The organism is Nocardioides luteus, from assembly GCF_014648595.1.
Classification (GTDB): Bacteria; Actinomycetota; Actinomycetes; order Propionibacteriales; family Nocardioidaceae; genus Nocardioides; species Nocardioides luteus.
Map to the genome: position 1 here is coordinate 29,174 of NZ_BMRK01000030.1, position 17,375 is coordinate 46,548.

16 protein-coding genes are annotated in these 17,375 nt (G+C 70.1%); 6 read left to right on the forward strand and 10 right to left on the reverse strand.

Going from position 1 to position 17,375, the window contains the following annotated elements; genetic code table 11:
* Window positions 1-46 precede the first annotated feature (46 nt).
* From IEY81_RS22800 to rlmN, 4 genes are all read left to right on the forward strand, one after another.
* Window positions 47-952 (forward strand): phosphatidate cytidylyltransferase, encoded by a 906-nt coding sequence (locus tag IEY81_RS22800; RefSeq protein ID WP_189120790.1) that lies wholly within the window; start codon window positions 47-49, stop codon window positions 950-952.
* A 13-nt stretch (window positions 953-965) separates the two neighbouring features.
* Entirely contained in the window at window positions 966-1,469 is a 504-nt protein-coding gene (locus IEY81_RS22805) for a histidine phosphatase family protein (RefSeq protein ID WP_189120791.1), read from the forward strand.
* A gap of 78 nt (window positions 1,470-1,547) precedes the next feature.
* Entirely contained in the window at window positions 1,548-1,946 is a 399-nt protein-coding gene (locus tag IEY81_RS22810; RefSeq protein ID WP_189120792.1) for a hypothetical protein, read from the forward strand.
* Between the two features lie 121 nt (window positions 1,947-2,067).
* Window positions 2,068-3,192 (forward strand): dual-specificity RNA methyltransferase RlmN, encoded by a 1,125-nt coding sequence (gene rlmN, locus IEY81_RS22815; RefSeq protein WP_189120807.1) that lies wholly within the window; start codon window positions 2,068-2,070, stop codon window positions 3,190-3,192.
* 33 nt (window positions 3,193-3,225) lie between these two features.
* Here rlmN and IEY81_RS22820 read toward each other — a convergent pair whose 3' ends face one another.
* The gene (locus IEY81_RS22820; protein ID WP_189120793.1) at window positions 3,226-3,660 is read right to left on the reverse strand and encodes a hypothetical protein; all 435 of its coding nucleotides are present in this window, start codon (window positions 3,658-3,660) and stop codon (window positions 3,226-3,228) included.
* Window positions 3,661-3,811: 151 nt separating this feature from the next.
* Here IEY81_RS22820 and IEY81_RS22825 point away from each other — a divergent pair, with 151 nt between their 5' ends.
* Entirely contained in the window at window positions 3,812-4,972 is a 1,161-nt protein-coding gene (locus IEY81_RS22825) for a glycosyltransferase family 4 protein (protein ID WP_189120794.1), read from the forward strand.
* On the opposite strand, the gene IEY81_RS22830 is transcribed toward IEY81_RS22825, so the two are convergent.
* The 8 genes from IEY81_RS22830 to IEY81_RS22865 form a co-directional block, all read right to left on the reverse strand.
* A complete protein-coding gene (locus IEY81_RS22830) occupies window positions 4,947-6,059 on the reverse strand; it encodes an LOG family protein (RefSeq protein ID WP_189120795.1) in 1,113 nt (370 codons plus the stop codon). The two genes, IEY81_RS22825 and IEY81_RS22830, sit on opposite strands and share 26 nt — an antisense overlap.
* A gap of 43 nt (window positions 6,060-6,102) precedes the next feature.
* The gene (locus tag IEY81_RS22835; RefSeq protein WP_189120796.1) at window positions 6,103-6,990 is read right to left on the reverse strand and encodes a serine protein kinase RIO; all 888 of its coding nucleotides are present in this window, start codon (window positions 6,988-6,990) and stop codon (window positions 6,103-6,105) included.
* A 167-nt stretch (window positions 6,991-7,157) separates the two neighbouring features.
* A complete protein-coding gene (locus tag IEY81_RS22840) occupies window positions 7,158-8,465 on the reverse strand; it encodes an outer membrane protein assembly factor BamB family protein (RefSeq protein ID WP_189120797.1) in 1,308 nt (435 codons plus the stop codon).
* Window positions 8,466-8,523: 58 nt separating this feature from the next.
* Entirely contained in the window at window positions 8,524-9,795 is a 1,272-nt protein-coding gene (locus tag IEY81_RS22845; RefSeq protein ID WP_189120798.1) for a YeeE/YedE family protein, read from the reverse strand.
* A 21-nt stretch (window positions 9,796-9,816) separates the two neighbouring features.
* Window positions 9,817-11,058 carry a type 1 periplasmic-binding domain-containing protein gene (locus tag IEY81_RS22850; RefSeq protein WP_189120799.1) on the reverse strand — a complete coding sequence of 414 codons (1,242 nt, stop codon included), beginning with the start codon at window positions 11,056-11,058 and terminating at the stop codon, window positions 9,817-9,819.
* Complete coding sequence (locus IEY81_RS22855) at window positions 11,055-13,022, reverse strand: hypothetical protein (RefSeq protein ID WP_229788101.1); 1,968 nt, start codon at window positions 13,020-13,022, stop codon at window positions 11,055-11,057. Before IEY81_RS22855 ends, IEY81_RS22850 begins: the two co-directional genes overlap by 4 nt.
* Before the next feature lie 159 nt (window positions 13,023-13,181).
* Window positions 13,182-14,579, reverse strand: coding sequence for an NAD(P)/FAD-dependent oxidoreductase (locus IEY81_RS22860; protein ID WP_189120800.1), 1,398 nt, complete (start codon window positions 14,577-14,579; stop codon window positions 13,182-13,184).
* Window positions 14,576-15,046 carry an Lrp/AsnC family transcriptional regulator gene (locus tag IEY81_RS22865; RefSeq protein ID WP_189120801.1) on the reverse strand — a complete coding sequence of 157 codons (471 nt, stop codon included), beginning with the start codon at window positions 15,044-15,046 and terminating at the stop codon, window positions 14,576-14,578. The genes IEY81_RS22860 and IEY81_RS22865 overlap by 4 nt, the downstream gene beginning before the upstream one ends.
* A gap of 122 nt (window positions 15,047-15,168) precedes the next feature.
* Here IEY81_RS22865 and IEY81_RS22870 point away from each other — a divergent pair, with 122 nt between their 5' ends.
* Entirely contained in the window at window positions 15,169-16,557 is a 1,389-nt protein-coding gene (locus IEY81_RS22870) for an NAD(P)/FAD-dependent oxidoreductase (RefSeq protein WP_189120802.1), read from the forward strand.
* A gap of 556 nt (window positions 16,558-17,113) precedes the next feature.
* On the opposite strand, the gene IEY81_RS22875 is transcribed toward IEY81_RS22870, so the two are convergent.
* On the reverse strand, window positions 17,114-17,375 hold a 262-nt coding region (locus tag IEY81_RS22875; protein WP_189120803.1), incomplete at its 5' end, for an HNH endonuclease signature motif containing protein.

The following is a 17,375-nucleotide window of genomic DNA, read 5'->3' on the forward strand; positions in this document are numbered from 1 at the left end:
TTTTTTCGCGAAATGACAGTCCCGAGACCCATCCGAACATCGACGAATGACTGAGCCTCACGTGACCCAGACGCCGCCGCCTTCCTCGGCAGCCCCCGAGCCGCCGAAGAAGGACTACGGCCGGGCCGGCCGCAACCTGCCCGCTGCGATCGGCTCTGCCGTGGTGATCCTGGCCGCGGTCGCGCTGAGCCTGATGTTCGTGAAGACGGCGTTCATGCTGATCGTCGTCGCGGCGGTCATCGCCGCGGTCTGGGAGCTCCACCGGGGCCTGATGGCCAAGAACATGGACGTCCCCGAGCAGCCGCTGATGATCGGCGGCTCGCTCATGGTCCTGGTGGCCTACTTCCTGGGCTCGGACGCGCTGGTGACCGCCACCGCGGTCACCGCCCTGGTGATCATGCTGTGGGTGCTGCGCCGTGGGGTCGACGGCTACGTACGTACGTCGGCAGCGTCCGTGCTCACGCTGTTCTACCTGCCCTTCCTGGGCTCGTTCGTCGCGCTGCTGCTGGGAGAGGGCGGCGGTTGGACCGCGGGTGGCCTCGACGACGACGGTGTCCGCGGCATCATCGTCTGGGTCCTGGTCACCATCATGTCCGACATCGGTGGCTACATCGCCGGTGTGCTCTTCGGCAGGCACCCGATGGCGCCGGTCATCTCCCCGAAGAAGTCCTGGGAGGGTTTCGCCGGTTCCGTCGTCTTCACCGTGGCCACCGGCGTCGGCCTCGTCGTCTGGCTGCTCGACGGCGACTGGTGGGTGGGAGTCGCGCTCGGCGTGGTCGCCTGCGTGATGGCCGTCCTCGGCGACCTGGTCGAGTCGGTCATGAAGCGCGACCTCGGCATCAAGGACATGAGCCAGATCGTCCCGGGCCACGGCGGCCTGATGGACCGCCTCGACTCGCTCCTGGCGACCGTCGCCCCCGTCTGGCTGATCCTCCACTACGCCGTCTTCTGACCGGCTGGGACCGATGCTCTTCCTCGTACGCCACGGCCGGCCCGTCCAGGTCCCCGGTGTCGCCGCGGAGCACTGGGAGCTCGACCCCGCGGGCTTCGACGACGTCTGGGCGCTGCGCGACCGGCTGCCGGCGGGCGCGGCGTGGTACTCCTCGCCAGAGCCCAAGGCCCAGCAGACCGCCCAGCTGCTCACCGACGGTGACGTCGGGGTGGTCGACGCGCTGCGTGAGCACCGCCGCGGCGCGGCCTGGGTCGAGGACTTCGCGGCGACGGTCGAGCGTGCCTTCGCGGATCCGTCGGTGCCTGCCCACGACGGCTGGGAAGCGCTCGACGAGTGTCGCGCCCGAGTGAGCAGGGGTGTCACCGGCATCCTCTCCGCCCACGCGGGAGAGGACGTCGTACTGGTCGGTCACGGCACCGCCTGGACCGTCCTGGCCAGCGAGCTGACCGGCATGCCGCCGGATCTCGACCGGTGGCGCGCGCTCGGGCTCCCGGACGTTTTCACCGTCGATGTCTGAGCGCCCCAGGCCCTGACCAGTTCACTCCGCCAGCGATTCTTTACCGGTAGTGGCGGAGTTCGGCGTTACGGTTGAAGGGTGACCCAGCGTCCCTCGGATCTCGACGTGGACTCCGATCCAGGCGTCGAGGATGCTCAAGGCCCGGAGGAGGAGTCCTCGGGTTCCGGTGGAGTGTGGGCGTGGATGCACGACTCCCACCCGACCGTGGCGGCCCTGGTCGGCTTCTACCTCGGCCTGGCCTACGCGATCCTCGTGCCCGGCACCTGGGGTGCCCTGCTGGCCTGGGTCGTCGGCCAGGAGCGCGCCGAGCAGCTCTTCCCATGGGTGGCGCTGACTCTGCTGGTGCCGCTGGCACTCCTGATCCCGCGCAAGACCCGCCGGCTGGCGCAGTTCGTCTGGCTGGGCATCATCTTGACCGTCGTGGTCGTGGTCGGCGTGGGTGCGCTGGTCTTCTGGATCCTGCTCAAGACCGGCTGACCCGCCTGGCCGGATCGAGGTTTAGCCGTACGCCGCACCCCGGTGGGACACTGGAGGGGTGACCGAGCCCGACCAGACGACCGTACCGGCCCCGCACAGCCCCGAGGCCGAGGCAGCCGCGATGGAGGGGCGCCGTCTCCCGTTGGTGATGTCGCCGCCGAAGGGCCGCGGCAAGCCCCCGCGCCACCTGGCCGACCTCGACCTGGCCGGAAGGCAGGACGCGGCGAAGGAGGCCGGACTGCCCGGGTTCCGCGCCAAGCAGCTCTCGGTGCACTACTTCGAGCGGCTGGTCGACGACCCCGACAAGATGACCGACCTCCCCGCCGGCCAGCGCCAGCAGCTCGTCGACACCTTCCTGCCCGAGCTGATGACGCCGATCAGCCAGCAGGAGGCCGACAAGGGCACCACCCGCAAGACGCTGTGGAAGCTCTTCGACGGCGCGCTGGTCGAGTCGGTGCTGATGCGCTACACCGACCGCGCCACGGTCTGCATCTCCTCCCAGGCCGGCTGCGGCATGGCCTGCCCGTTCTGCGCCACCGGCCAGGGCGGCCTCCAGCGCAACATGTCCACCGCCGAGATCGTCCACCAGGTCGTCGTCGCCGCCCGGCAGATGGCCAGCGGCGAGGTCCCCGGCGGCCCCGGCCGCCTCTCCAACGTGGTGTTCATGGGCATGGGCGAGCCGATGGCCAACTACAAGGCGCTGATGGGCGCGGTCCGCCGCCTCACCTCGCCAGCCCCCGAAGGCCTCGGCCTCTCGGCCCGTCACGTGACCGTCTCCACCGTCGGCCTCGTCCCCCGCATCAAGCAGCTCACCGAGGAGGGCATCCCGGTCACCCTCGCCCTCTCGCTGCACGCGCCCGACGACGAGCTGCGCAACGAGCTGGTCCCGATCAACACCCGGTTCTCGGTCGCCGAGACCGTCGAGGCCGCCTGGAACTACGCCCGCGTGACCAAGCGCCGCGTCTCCATCGAGTACGCCATGATGCGTGGCATCAACGACCAGGCCTGGCGCGCCGACCTGCTTGCCGACGTCCTCAACGGCTACGGCGACTGGGGCTGGGTCCACGTCAACCTGATCCCCCTGAACCCGACTCCCGGCTCGAAGTGGACTGCCTCCGACCCCGCCGACGAGCGCGAGTTCGTACGCCGCCTCGAGGCCAAGGGCATCTCCACGACCGTCCGCGACACCCGTGGCCGCGAGATCGACGGCGCCTGCGGCCAGCTTGCCGCGCAGAACGTCTCCTGATCTCCGGGCCGAGGCCCCGCGGGAGAGACCGGCTCAGCGCTCCGAGTCGGGCCGGTGCTCGTGGCCCGACTGGCCCTGGGTGCGACGGTCCTCCTTCATCTCCGACTCGAAGAGGTGCCGCTTGCCCTCGACGAGGGTGTCGCGTGCCTCCTTCTCGAGCCGCTTGAAGGTGCCGTAGTAGCCGTCGTCGTACTCCTCGACGATCTGGAACGTCCACCTGCCGAAGAGCACGTTGCGTCCCACGAGCTCCCGCTCGAACTTGTCGGCCAGCTCGGTGTGGCCCGCCTCGCGCAGCTGCTCGACGCCCTTGCCGAGGGTGAGGTCGGCGGTGCCGGTGATGCGATGCAGCGAGTAGAGATGGCCGCGGGCGATCTCGATCGCCTCGAGCGCCTCGCTGATGGAGCCGAGCGCCTCGACGGTGAGATCGTCGACGCCGTCGGGCCGGGTGTGCTCCTCATCGGTGGTCATGCTCGCGATCGTCACAAATGCGCGGGCCCGCCACAACCCCCACACACGTACGCGGACCAGGCGACGCCCGGCCGGGATCGCCATACGAGGTTCATCGACCTGTCGACCAAGGCCGGGCCGGCGTTGACACGCGCCGCTCACGATCACAGACATGAGCATCAGCCTCGATCGTGCCCCGCTGGTCGCCGCCAGCTCCGAGCCGCTCCGCATCCTGGTCGTCACGGAGTCGTTCCTCCCGCAGATCAACGGCGTGACGAACTCCGTACGCCACGTCCTGGACCACCTCGCCGCCGACGGTCACACCGTCGAGGTCGTCGCGCCCACCGGCCCCGACGAGTACGCCGGGTTCCCGGTGACCCGCACCCGCGGGGCGAGGCTCTGGGTCTACCAGGACTTCCGGATCGGTCTGGAGACCCGGCGCAAGCTGCGCGCGGTGATGCGCAGGTTCAGGCCCGACGTCGTCCACGTCGCCTCGCCGGCGCTCCTCGGCCGGCAGGCGGTGCTGGTCGCCGGGTCGCTCGGCATCCCGACGGTGGCGATCTACCAGACCGACCTGGTCGGCTTCTGGGACAAGTACAAGGCGCTGGGCGGCCCGCAGGCCGCGGCGATGCTGACCCGGCAGGCGCACGCGGCGGCGGACCGCACCTTGGCACCGAGCTCGTCGTCGTTGACCCAGCTCGAGGGCCTCGGCGTGCAACGCACCGGGCTGTGGCCGCGCGGCGTGGACGTAGAGCTGTTCCACCCCAGCCGCATCGACCACGACCTGCGCGCACGGCTCGCCCCTTGCGGCGAGCTGATCCTCGGCTACGTCGGGCGCCTGGCCCAGGAGAAGGAGCTCCACCTGCTCGCGAGCCTGGCCCGCGACCCGGCCTACAGCGTCGTCCTCGTGGGCGGCGGCAAGCAGGAGCGCGAGCTGCGCCGCCTGCTCCCGAACGCGACCTTCCTCGGGGTGCTGCAGGGGGAGGAGCTCGGGGCCGCGTACGCCTCGCTCGACGTCTTCGTGCACACCGGCTCCCACGAGACGTTCTGCCAGGCGGTGCAGGAGGCGCTGGCCTCCGGGCTGCCGGTGGTGGCGCCGCGCTCCGGCGGGCCGGTGGACCTGGTCGACCACGGCGTCACCGGGTTCCTCTACGAGCCCGGGAGCCGCGACGACCTCGCCAGGTACGTCGCACGGCTCCGCCATGACCCGCAGCGCCGGCTACGGATGGGACGCGAGGCTCGCCGCAGCGTCGCTCACAAGTCGTGGGGCGCGGTGAACGCGGCCCTGCTGGACCACTATCGAGACGTCATCGGTTCGCGTCGCTCCCGATGACGTCGAGAACCTCCTCGGCGGTGTCGACGAGGTGGACGTGACCTTCCATCGCCCGGCCACGGGAGAGGGCCTGCAGCAGCGGCCAGGCGGGCAGCTCGTTGGTCCAGTAGTCGCGTCCGACCAGGACCATCTCGGCGACCGCGCTGGTGTCGGCGTAGTAGTTCTCGCAGGCGTCCTGGAAGACCTCCTGGACGGTGCCGCCGGCGCCGGGGAGGAAGACGATGCCGCGGTCGCAGACCTCCAGGAGCACCGCCTCCCGGGTCGCGTTGCGGAAGTACTTCGCGATCGCGCCGGCGAACACGTTGGGCGGCTCGTGGCCGTAGTGCCAGGTCGGGATCCCGAGCGAGCGCTCGGGCGTGCCCTCCACCCGGCGGCGTACGTCCTGGGCGACCTGCGCCCACTCGCGGATCGAGGGCCGGAACGTCGGCACCGCGGCCAGCGCCTCCAGGGCGTCCTCCAGCACCTCCTTGGACGACCCGCCGAGGTAGGCGCCCAGGTTGGCGGCCTCCATCGCGCCGGGGCCGCCACCGGTGGCGACGATGTGGTGGCGGGCCAGGTGCTGGGCGAGACGGGCGGCGTCCGCGTAGGCCTCCTCGCCCCTCTCCAGCGCGTGACCGCCCATCACCCCGACGATCCGCGTGCCCTCCTCGCGCCGGGCGCGCACCCACGTCTCGAGCGCGGCGTCGATGGCGTGGTCGTGGAGGGTGATCGCGAGCTCGTCGTCGGCGTCGAGCGGCTGCTGCAGCCAGGCGTACGCCCTCGCGTCCAGGCTGCGCGCGTAGACCGGCTCGTCGTAGAGGTCGTCGGCGGTGTAGAGCTGCGAGCGGTAGACGTCGACCGGCGTCTCCGGGATGACCGGCATCACCAGCGCGCCCTCGTCCTCGGCGTAGTCGACGTCCCCGGGTGCGAAGTCGCACCCGAGGAACGTCGCTCCGGCGAGCTCGGTCTCCCGCAGGGTGGTGGAGCGCGAGGTCAGGTCGAGCGACCGCAGCCGCCACCCGCGCAGGCTCCCGGTCCCCGCGGCCAGGTGCTCGTCGAGCTCCGCGACCGACTCGATGTCGACGTGCCGTCCCCGGTGATGCTTCATACCGAGAAACCTAGCCGCACGACCCGAGCCGGAGACCCCGGGCTCAGAAGGCGTGCGCCATCAGGTCGGCGTAGACCTCCTGCTCGTCGACCTCCAGGCCGCGCGCCTGGAACCACTTCGCGACGTTGGCGACGTCGCGGAGGAGGAAGTCGAAGCCGAGCGGGTTGCCGACCAGGTCGATGATCTGCGGCAGGTCGATGATCACCAGCCGGTCCTCCTGGGCGAGGATGTTGTAGGGGGAGAGGTCGCCGTGGACAAGTCCCGCCTGCACCATCGTGGCCAGCGCCTCGACCAGCCCGTCCCACCACATCTCCAGGACGTGGTGCTCCGGACGCATCTGGGCGAGCCGGGGAGCCGTCTCGAGCTCGCCGTTCCCGCCGTCGACCGCGATCCACTCCATCAGGATCTCGGTGCCGTCGATCTGCACGGGGTAGGGGACCGGGAGGCCGAGGTTCCAGCAGCGTACGAGCGCGTTCCACTCGGCGTTGGCCCACTCGGCCTTGGCGACCTCGCGGCCGAAGGTCGAGTTCTTCTTCAGCGCGCGCTCGTCGCGGGAGCGCTTGACCGAACGGCCCTCGGTGTAGGTCGCGGCCCGGTGGAAGGTGCGATGGTCGGTGTCGCGGTAGCGCTTGGCGACCATCATCGCCTCCCGCTCCGGCTCGAGGGGGTCGGCCCGCACGATGAGGAAGGCGTCGGCCTCTTTGCCGGTCTTGAGGATGCCGAGCTCGGTGTCGATGGCGCCCTGAGAGGTCACCACCCAGTCCGGGCGGGGCTCCGGTCCACGCGAGAGCGGCTCCACGGAGAGCCAGGTGGACCAGCGTTGTCCGTCGTCGAGGTCTTCGTAGACCTGGAAGTCGAAGACGAAGTCGGGGTCGATCCCTGCCAGCGGGTCGGCTGCGGCGGGATCAGCGGAGATGTTCTCCTGAGTCACTTCGGGTGCTCCTGATACGAGAGATGAGTTCTGTGGGCAGGCACAGGACGGACACAGTCATGGGTCTGCTCCTCTCGATCAGGGACGCCTCACGGACGAGAACGCCGGTCGCGGTCCATGGTGGAGGACCGCGACCGGCGTACGCAACAGGTTTATCCGAGGGACATCTACGGCGAGACGAGCCACATGTCGTCGCTGGCCACGACCAGGACGCGGCCGTCGTCGAGACCGTGGACCCTCGAGCCCCACGGGGCGGCGAGCTCTGCGGTCACCTCCCCGGACACCGCGTCGATGAAGGAGTGCGTGTAGGACGGTACGTCGCGCCCGAGCGCCAGCGCGGCCAGCGGCTCGGGTGCGTTGCTGTAGACGTCGACGACCGGCCCGTCGACCGAGACTCCAGGATGGATCCGCTTGGACTCGTCCAAGATGGCGCGCGAGGTCTTGGGCAGCTTCTCCGTCCACAGCTTCTTCCCGCTGGTGGGGGAGTACGCCACGACCCGGTCGGTCAGCGTCAGCACCACCGCGTCCGGCGTCGGTGTCAGCTCGGTGCGTCTCGCGTCGGAAGGCTCACCGGCGTCGATGCTGAAGCTGTTGGCCTCACGGCCGTCGAGGTCCGTGGTGACGACCTCGACGGTCTGGTCGGTGCGGTCGCTGAGGTAGATGCGGTCGGCGAAGACGTCGACGTAGGGAAAGCCGAGCTCGGGGCAGGAGGTGCTGGTCTCCCAGGCCGGGTCGCCCGCCTGGGTCGCGGTGAAGGTGCAGATGCCGTCCTCGCGGTCGACACCGACGAGGAGGTCGCCGACCTGCGCTGCGACGTGGTCGTCCATCAGCCTGATCGGCGTACCGACCGGTCTGCCGTCGCGTACCTCGCGCACGGTGTGCGTCTTCGGGTCGACGTCGGTGGTGAAGGCGGGGATGCGGCGTACGCGGTCGTCGTCGATGGTGCCGTTGCCGATCGACGCCGGTCGCTCGAGCCGCGGCGAACGTCGTTGAACGGCGCGAGAGGTCTCCGTGCCCGCGGCGTCGAGATGAACCGTCGAGCACGTCTTCTCTGCGCACGCGACCGCGTCGAGCTCTCCATCGCGGCTGATGGCGAACGGGTTGTGAAGATCGTCGAACCTGCGCTGCCACATCTGCGCGCCGTCCCGGTCGAGCACGGTGATCTGCTCGATCGAGACGACGGCGACGTGACCGCCGTCGCCGACGAGCGCCCAGGTGCCGTCCACGTACTCCTCGGCGATCGTCCTCCCGTCGGAGAGGTCACGGATGGAGAGCACCCCTTTGCCGTAGGTGTAGACCCGGTCGCCGACGACGACCGACTCGTGCGAGCCCTGGTCGACCTCGGCATGCCACACGACGTCGCCGGCGACCAGGTCGTGGGCACGCCAGTGGCCGATCCCGACGAGCAGGGCGGCGACGCCGATGAGCGCTCCGGCGAGGACGAGCGCCTTCTTGGCGCCGGACGAGACGGCCATGTTTCTCCCCGGGATCCGGTCTGCGAGGTTCGCAGCGTATCCGTCCGGCGCCGGCGCCTCAGCAGACGGAGTCGGTGGGTCTGGGGTTGGTCAGCCCGAACAACGGCCGCAGCGCCAGGCCCGCGAAGGTCCCGATGATCGCGGTGACGCCCCACAGCCAGCCGTGCAGGCTCATCGAGGCGATGCCGGCGAAGTAGGCGCCGATGTTGCAGCCGCCGGCGATGCGGGCGCCGTAGCCCATCAGGATGCCGCCGATCACCGCCCCGACCGCGAGCCGCAGCGGGATGCGCCGGTGGAGCACCCACGCGCCCGCCGCGGCGGAGGCGAGCAGCGCGCCGAGCACGATGCCGAGGTCCATGATCGAGGTCTTCTCGACGAAGATCCCGGCCTGGTACTTGGCCAGGTTGCCCGGGTCCTGCCAGAACGCCCACGACAGTACGTCGACGCCGACCGCGTCGAGGATCTTCGAGCCCCACAGCGCGAAGGCGAAGGTGATGCCCCACGGACTCCCGGAGAAGTAGAGGGTCAGGGCGTTGAGCAGCGCCAGGCCGATCGCGCCGACCCACAGCGGCCAGGAGCCGCGCAGCGCCCGTGCCAGCCCGGTGGCCACCGGTGCACGGCCGACCGGAGGCTTCTCACGGCCGCGGCCGAGCAGGTAGGTCAGGGCGACCACGACGCCGATGAGGACGAGCGTGGCGGCCCAGCCACCTGCGTACCCGCCGAAGGTGGCGGAGAGATCGACCGGCTCCTGCGCGGGCAGCCCGTTCCACCAGGCCAGCGAGACGGCGCCGAGCAAGGATCCGACGATGAAACCACCGAGGGTGAGCAGGATCGCGCTCTGCCCGCTGCCGACCGCGAAGAGGGTGCCCGAGGCGCAGGCGCCACCGAGCTGCATGCCGACCCCGAAGAGGAAAGAGCCGACGAAGAGGCCGAAGCCGATCGGCGCCACCGCGCCGGCTGCCGGGACGCCCTGGTAGGTCCACTGGTTGGCCAGGATCGGGGCGAAGAGCGTGACCGCGACCGCGAGCATGAGCATGTGGGCCCGTAGCGAGGTGCCCTGTCGCACCGAGACTAGCTGCCGCCAGGCCGAGGTGAAGCCGAAGCGGCTGTGGAAGAGCACGAACCCGAGCGCCGCCCCGAGGGTGAACAGCACCGCGGGCAGGGTGCCCTTCTGGGTCAGGACGTACGCACCGAGCGCGAGGGTCACCAGGGCGCCGACGACGATCACCCGGATCTGTGCCGGCGAGTCGCTCTGCGAGGGTGGAGCCTGGCCTATCGCCAGGTCGGGAGAGACGCGGCGATCGGAGCCGAGTCGATCGAGGAGGGACATGTGGGGACCTTTCTGATGGGGCTAACCGGTGGGGAGGCTGATCCGGGTGACGGTGCCGCCGGGGAACCAGGACACCGTCGTCTCGTGGCTGCCGTGGCCCGGCTCCGCCGGCATGTACGCAGCCCGGGACGCGGCATAGAAGGCGGACTCACCCCGCGCGTCGGCGCCCTCGCGGGCTCCGCGCCAGGCGACGTAGGCCGACCCGGTCGGTGACTGCTCGGGGAAGTATTTCGCCAGCGTCTGGCTGTACCGCTGTGCGGCGGGATCACGGATGTCGAAGTCGAGCGGGATCACCGCCCCGGTGGTGGAGTCGACCACACCGGGGGAGAGGAGCCAGGGCGCCAGCCATACCCCGTCCGAGCGTAACGCCTGCTTCTGGACAGGCAAGCTGGAGACCGCGGCGAGACGCTCGGCGGCCGGCTGCCAGCCGGCGACGACCAGCAGCGCGTTGCGTGAGCCCGGCGCGGCTGAGGGCGAGACGACCCGCACCCCTTCCGCCACCGCCAGCCGGCGGACCAGCTTCGCTGCGGCTGCCGACCGCGGCGAGGCGTCGGCGGAGAGTGCGATCTCCTCGACCCCGCGCGAGGCCAGGGTCGTCACGATGCTGGTCAGCCCGGGACGGTCGGAGGAGCGCAGTGAGCCTGCCGGGCAGCTGTTGGGTGCCTTCCCGCCGGCCAGCACCGCGGCGGTCGCGGCCTGGAGGCACTCGGGTCCGTCGGGGCCCGCCCACAGCCGGTCGGCCGTCTCGGACGACCCGGTCTCGAGCATCACCGGGATCCGGTGCTCGGGTCCGTGCGCGACCAGGACCGTGGGGTTGCCCGCGGGCAGGTCGACGACGGCCCACAGTCCGTCGGCTCCGGGTCGCTTCGTCGGCTCGACCGGCTCGGCGCCGCCGTCGACCTCGACGGTGAGCTCCTCGTCGTCGGCCTCGTGCTCGTGACCTTCGCGGGGCAGGGTGTCGACGCGTACCAGGTTGCGGCCGGGCAGCGCCGGCGCCACGGTCACCGTGAACACGAGCCCGTCGTGCTCGACCCGCTGCACCGAGGGGAAGCCGGGACGGCGCTCGCCGCCGAGCACCTGCTGCGGGGTCGCCTCGGCCACCGAGCGCGACCAGCGCTCCGCGTCGGTGCCGTCACCGGGGGTGCCTGCGTACAGGACGTAGCCGATGCCGCCGAAGACCAGCAGGAGCGCGAGCACGAGTGCGCCGACCCGGCGGGGCCGCAGGTAGCGGTCCCGCCAGGTGGGGTGGTCGCCGTGCGTCACTTGATGTCCGCGTCGGCGGTGATGAAGAGCATCGAGTGGGGCTTGGCCGGACCCCAGGGGCCGTGCGGCCAGGAGTTCCGGTTGAACTCGATGCAGGGGTTTCCGGTGTTCTCGTCCCGGAACTCCTCGTCACGAGTGAGCTTGCCGTCCTCGATGTCCACCAGGCACAGCCGGTGGTCGCCGTTGAGGCCGGTGCGGGCGACGAAGTAGTTGGCGTACGCCAGCCGCTTCACGTCCGTGGTCTCGTGGTAGTAGCCGTCCTTGCCGAGCGCCAGGTTGTCGAGCGCTCCCCAGTGCGGGCCGCCGGGAGCCTCGAGGGTGTCGACGACCGCCGGGCAGTCGCTCTCGGAGCCGCCCTTGTAGGTCTCCTCGAGGGTGTCGATCCGGCAGGCCGGGCTGTCGCCCGCGGCGAGCAGCTTCTGGATGTCCAGGGTCAGGATGTAAGGCTTGGACCCCTTGTCGTCGCTGGTGGCGCCGCGTCCCGCGACCGCGTGGTAGAGGTACTTGTCGTCCAGCGAGGTCTGGATCCAGGCACCGTTGCTGCCGCCGCCGTAGGAGTCGCTGCTCTTGTCGACCTGCTTGTTCGTGATGCCGAGGTCGAAGACCTGCTGCCACTTCGGCTTGTCGACGGTGATGTCGGGTGTGTAGTAGATCGCACCGCCCTGCATCGTCTCGGCGAACGCGCCCTTGTGGCCCGGCCGGTTGGTCACGGTGACCTCCATCGCCGCCCGCGACTCCTCATGGTGTGCCACCCGGCCCTTGCGCGGGCCGTCGGGCAGGAACGTCACCGACTTCAGCTTCGGCTTGTCCTGCTCGGAGATGTCCCAGAAGCGCACGGTCGGCCGGCGCAGGTACGAGGAGAGCGGCTGCACCGGGTTGAGGATGATGTTGCGCGGCTCGTTGTAGTCGCTGGTGACCAGGGTGTCGAGGTCCTCGCGGGCCTGGACGCCGTGCGGGTTGGCGCAGGTCGGCAGCGAGAGCAGCGGGATGCTGTCGCACCTCTGCTCGGTCTCGGCCTTCGTGGTCGCGGCCGGCGCCTCGGCGATCGTCTGGCCGTTCTCGTCGAGCCGGACCAGCTCGCCCGGCGAGCCGGCGAAGCCGTTGCCGATCCGCACCGAGCCGTCGGTGTAGGTGCACGGCCCAGGTACGTCGGGGCCACCCATGTAGGTGCCGTAGGCCTTGTGGTCCTTGGTGACCCAGTAGGCGTCCGGGACCGACCCGCACAGGGTGTCGGTGGGCAGGTTGATCCCCTTGAGCTGCAGCTTCGGGAGCTGGGAGGTGTCCAGGACGTACGTCACGTCGGTGAAGAGACCGCCGGCGAAGATGTTGTCGCCCTTGTGCCACATGTACTGCATGTGGTGGGGCTCGTTCTCCACCAGCGGGCCGACGGTGACCGTGTTGACGACCTTGCCGTACGCCTTGGCGCCCTTGGTCACGTCGATGACGGCGAAGAAGTCGGGGCCGATGAGGTTCTTCTGGCCGATCAGGTCCGGACCGATCGACTTGGGCAGGTCGAGAAGCTCGGAGCCGGACTTGTCCAGGATGTTGTTGTCCCCGGCCCACACGACCAGGTACTCGTGGCGCAGGCCGTCGTCCTCGACCTTTCCGCCGGAGTCGTGGCCGGCCAGGCCGAGGCTGATCAGTGCCTGGTCGACGCCCAGCTTCTGCAGCAGGTTGGGCGGCAGCAGGCTGGAGTCGACGTGGTTCTTGATCCAGTAGTCCTTGCCGTCCCGGCCGTCGACCTGCTCCTTGTTGGTCAGGATCTCGCTGCCCTTCTTCAGCTGGGTCAGCAGCTTCCCGACCCCCTTGTCGCTGGTGACCGGGGCATCGTCCTCCGCGACCGCCGCCGACGGCGTCAGGCTGAGCACACCGGTGGCCACGACGAGGGCGGCGGCAGCAGGGAGCAGCCGTCTGCGCCGGCGTCTGGCGAGACGGGATCTGGTGTTGCGGCGTTGCAGGATCACTGCGGATCACCTCCGAGACGAGACTCTGAATAAGTCTTTCCCAATAAAACAACTAGAGTTTCCTGAGAAGAGCAAGAGAGCGTCGTGGTGGTCTCGAAGGACGACAATGCCGCGCCAGGTATCCCTGGGGCGGTTTCGTTCGGTGGGGCGGTGCGCGAGTCAGTGGCCGCCGACGAGGGGCGCGACCACCTTGGCGACCAACGAGCTCCGTCCGGTGGCGGTCTCCTCGGCGTCGGCCACGGTCATCGCGCGCAGGCCCGCGTTGACGCCGAGCCAGCGCAACGGCTCCGGCTCCCAGCGCGGGGACACGTGGCCGACCCAGGGCAGCGCGGTGAGGTCGGAGTCGGTGCCGAGGATCAGGTCCCGCAGCGTACGGCCGGCGAGGTTGGTGGTGGCCACGCCGTCGCCGACGTAGCCGCCTGCGTGGGCGAGCCCCGTGGTCGGGTCGTAGCCGACCGAGGCGTGCCAGTCGCGCGGGATGCCGAGCACGCCGCCCCATCGGTGGGTGATGCGGTGGCCGCGTACGGCTGGGAACATCTCGGTCAGGGTCTCCTCCAGCCGGCGGTGGGTGCGCCGGTCGGAGGCGTCCGCGTGGGTGATCTTCGACCCGAAGGAGTACGGAGCGCCGCGGCCGCCGAAGACCAGCCGGTCGTCCGCGGTGCGCTGCCCGTAGATCAGCAGGTGCCGGCCGTCGGAGAAGGTCTCGCGCTCGGCCAGGCCGATGCTCGACCAGACCAGGTCGGGGAGCGGCTCGGTGGCGATGATCAGCGAGCGCACCGGGATCAGCTCGCGCTCGAGGCCGGCCAGCGTCGGCGTGTAGCCCTCGGTGGCGCGGACGACGATGTCGGCGGTGACGACGCCGCGGGCGGTGCCGCTGCCCACGATCACGCGGTGCGGCTCGATCACGCTCACCCGGGTCTGCTCGTAGATCGCGACCCCTCGCGACTCCACGGCACGGGCCAGGCCGCGGACCAGCTTGGCGGGGTGGATCGCCGCGCAGTCGGGGGCGTAGGTGGCGCCGAGGGTGCCGGTCGCAGCGAGGCGACGCTCGGCCTCGGCCTGGTCGAGCAGGCTGACGTCGGTCTCGTCGAGGCCCCAGGAGCGGGCGTGCTCGACCTCGTCGCGGGCGCGCTCGAGCTGGGCGGGCGTACGCGCCACCACGACCGTGCCGCCCTTGGCGATGTCGGCCTCGATGCCCTCTACACCGGTGACGCGGATGACCTCGTCGACGGTCGCCCGCATCGCCTGGTGCTGGGCGAGCGCTGCCTCCCTGCTCGATCCAGCGGCCACCTTGTCGAGGGAGGCGGGGAAGAGGGCCGAGCACCAGCCGCCGTTGCGACCGGAGGCGCCGAAGCCCGCGACCTCGGCCTCGAGGACCGCGATCCGCAGGTCAGGGCGAGCCTCGGCCAGGTAGTAGGCCGTCCACAGCCCGGTGTAGCCGGCACCCACGACGGCGACATCGACCTCGGCGTCGCCCGTCAGGGCCGGCCGCGGCTGCCAGGAGTCGCCTGCGGTCTCGTGCCACAGGCTGATCCCGGAGTAGCCGCTTCGGGTCATCTGACTCCCCAGGCGTAGGTCTGCTTGTGCAGGTGGAGATACATGAACGTCTCGGTGCTCACCACGCCGTCGATGGCGCGGATCTTGCTGGAGATCAGGTTGAGGAGGGCCTCGTCGCTCTCGGCGACGACCTCGGCGAGCAGGTCGTAGGTGCCGGCGGTGATGACGATGTAGTCGACCTCGTCGAGCTTGCCGAGCTCGTCGGCGATGCCCTCGATCGACCCGGAGGTACGGATGCCGATCATCGCCTGGCGTGCGAAGCCGAGCTCGAGCGGATCGGTGACCGCGACGACCTGCATGACGCCGCTGTCGACCAGGCGCTGTACGCGCTGGCGCACCGCGGCCTCGCTCAGCCCGACCTCCTTGCCGATCGCCGCGTAGCTTCGTCGTCCGTCCTGCTGGAGCTGCTCGATGATCAGCTTGTTGACCTCGTCGAGGTGAGCGCCCCCGTTGCGCTTGCGAGTCATGGCGTCAGTCAACCTTTTCGCAGACATCGGATGCAACGAAATCCGTCGTGTGTAACGAATCATTTCCATGATTCCGAACGTTTTGTGTGGTTGTAGGTCTTTGGAGTTGTCATAGTGGCGACGTGAACCATGTGTCGCTGACCGATGCGAAGCCCGCCGTCTACTGGCTCGGCGACCCCGCGAAACCCGCGCCGCTGCCGCCTCTGCTCGGGGCGACGACGGCCGATCTGGTGGTCGTCGGCGGTGGCTACTCGGGGCTGTGGACGGCGCTGCTGGCACGGGTGCGGTTTCCGTCGTGGTCGGTGGTGGTCCTGGAGGCTGGGCAGTGCGGTGACCAGGCCTCCGGCCGCAACGGCGGCTTCGCAGAGGCGTCGCTGACCCATGGGTTCTGGAACGGTCTGGAGCGTTGGCCCGGCGAGCTGGAGACGCTGGAGCGGCTCGGTCAGGAGAACCTCGCGGAGATCGCCGCGACGATCCAGGAGCACGGCATCGACTGCGACTGGCAGCTCACCGGTGCGCTCAACGTCGCCACCAGGCCGCACGAGCTCGACGACCTCGCCGAGTGGTCGGCCGCGCTGGCCGACCACGGCATCAAGCACCGGCTGCTGGACGAGACCTCGGTGCGCGAGGAGGTCCGCTCACCGACGTACCTCGGTGGTCTCGAGGTGCTCGGCGACACCGCCCTCGTGGAGCCCGCGCGGCTGGCCTGGGGGCTTCGGCAGGCCTGTCTCGACGCCGGCGTGGTGATCCACGAGGGCTCCGCGGTCACCGGTCTCGCACGGGACGGCGCCGGGATGCGCGCGTCCACCCTCGGGGGCTCGGTCAGGGCCGGCCGCGTGGCACTGGCCACCAACGCCTTCCCACCGCTGCTGCGGCGACTGAAGCTGATGACGGTGCCGGTCTACGACTACGTACTCATGACCGAGCCCCTCTCCGATGCCCAGCTGGCCGCCGTCGGCTGGGCGAACCGCCAAGGCGTCAGCGACTCCGCGAACCACTTCCACTACTACCGTCTGACCAGGGACAACCGGATATTGTGGGGCGGCTACGACGCGATCTACCACTACGGCTCCAGGATCTCTTCGGAGTACGAGGCGGGCGCCACGCACGACAAGCTGGCCACTCACTTCTTCGAGACCTTCCCCCAGCTCGAGGGCCTCCGCTTCACCCACCGCTGGGCCGGCGTCATCGACACCTGCACCCGCTTCTCCGCTTTCTTCGGCAAGGCCTACAGTGGCCGAGTAGCCTACGCCCTCGGCTACACCGGCCTGGGCGTAGGAGCCACCCGCTTCGGCGCCCACGTCATGCTCGACCTCCTCAGCGGCGAAGACACCGAACGCACCTCGCTGGAGATGGTCCGCACCAAGCCCCTCCCGTTCCCACCCGAGCCTGCACGGTACGCAGGCATCTCGATGATGGTCCGCTCGCTCGGCAAAGCTGACGCGAACGGCGGCCGTCGCGATCTGTTCCTGCGCACGATGGACCGGCTCGGGCTGGGATTCGACTCCTAAGGCTCGTCGCCCGGTGGTCGAGCTTGTCGAGACCACGTGCGTGCGGACATCGGTCGGCGACCGTGTTTTTCGTTCCGAGGGTTCGCCGCCGACCCGATCTCTGATTGTTTCTCGATCACGCGCCGCGTCAAGGACGCCGTTCGGGCGCCGGCTTCGCCGGCCGCTTCGCGGTCCTTGACCCGGCACCCGATCGAGAAAAGATTCCGCCTATATCGGGGCGGCGGCGAGGGGTGTGGCGCGGGCTCATGAGGCTTCGAAAGAGCCGACGCTGGGTAGATAGGGACCCCTCGCCACCGCTGGTCGAGCCGCCGGAGCCCCTGGGCGGAGGCGTGTCGAGACCAACACAGTCCGTTCCGCGAACGATCGCCCGGGGCCCCGGACACCGGAGGTCGAGCTTGTCGAGACCACCCTCTACGGAACATCGGCCTGGGGCGCGCAACAGACCGGGCCGGCGTTGCGCGGCGAGGGGTCTCGACAAGCTCGACCTCCGGGGTGGGGGTCTCGGACAGGCTGGACCTCCGGGGGCGCCCGGATTGCGGGGGCAGAGGGTGCGGGGTCAGAGGGTGCGCCGGGTGAACCGGATCTGCCCGTCAGGCAGCCGGTCGTAGGTGTAGTTCGGATCGTGGATCCGATGATGGTCACTCGGACACAACAGCACCATGTTTGCGAGGTTGGTCTTGCCGCCTTCGCCCCAGGGTTTGAGGTGGTGGGCTTCGGTCCAGGCTGCTGGTGCGTCGCAGTCCTCTGCCTGGCAGCACTTGTCTCTCAACCGGAGTGCGCGGTGTTGGATCGGGTGCGCCAGCCGTGCGGTGCGGCCG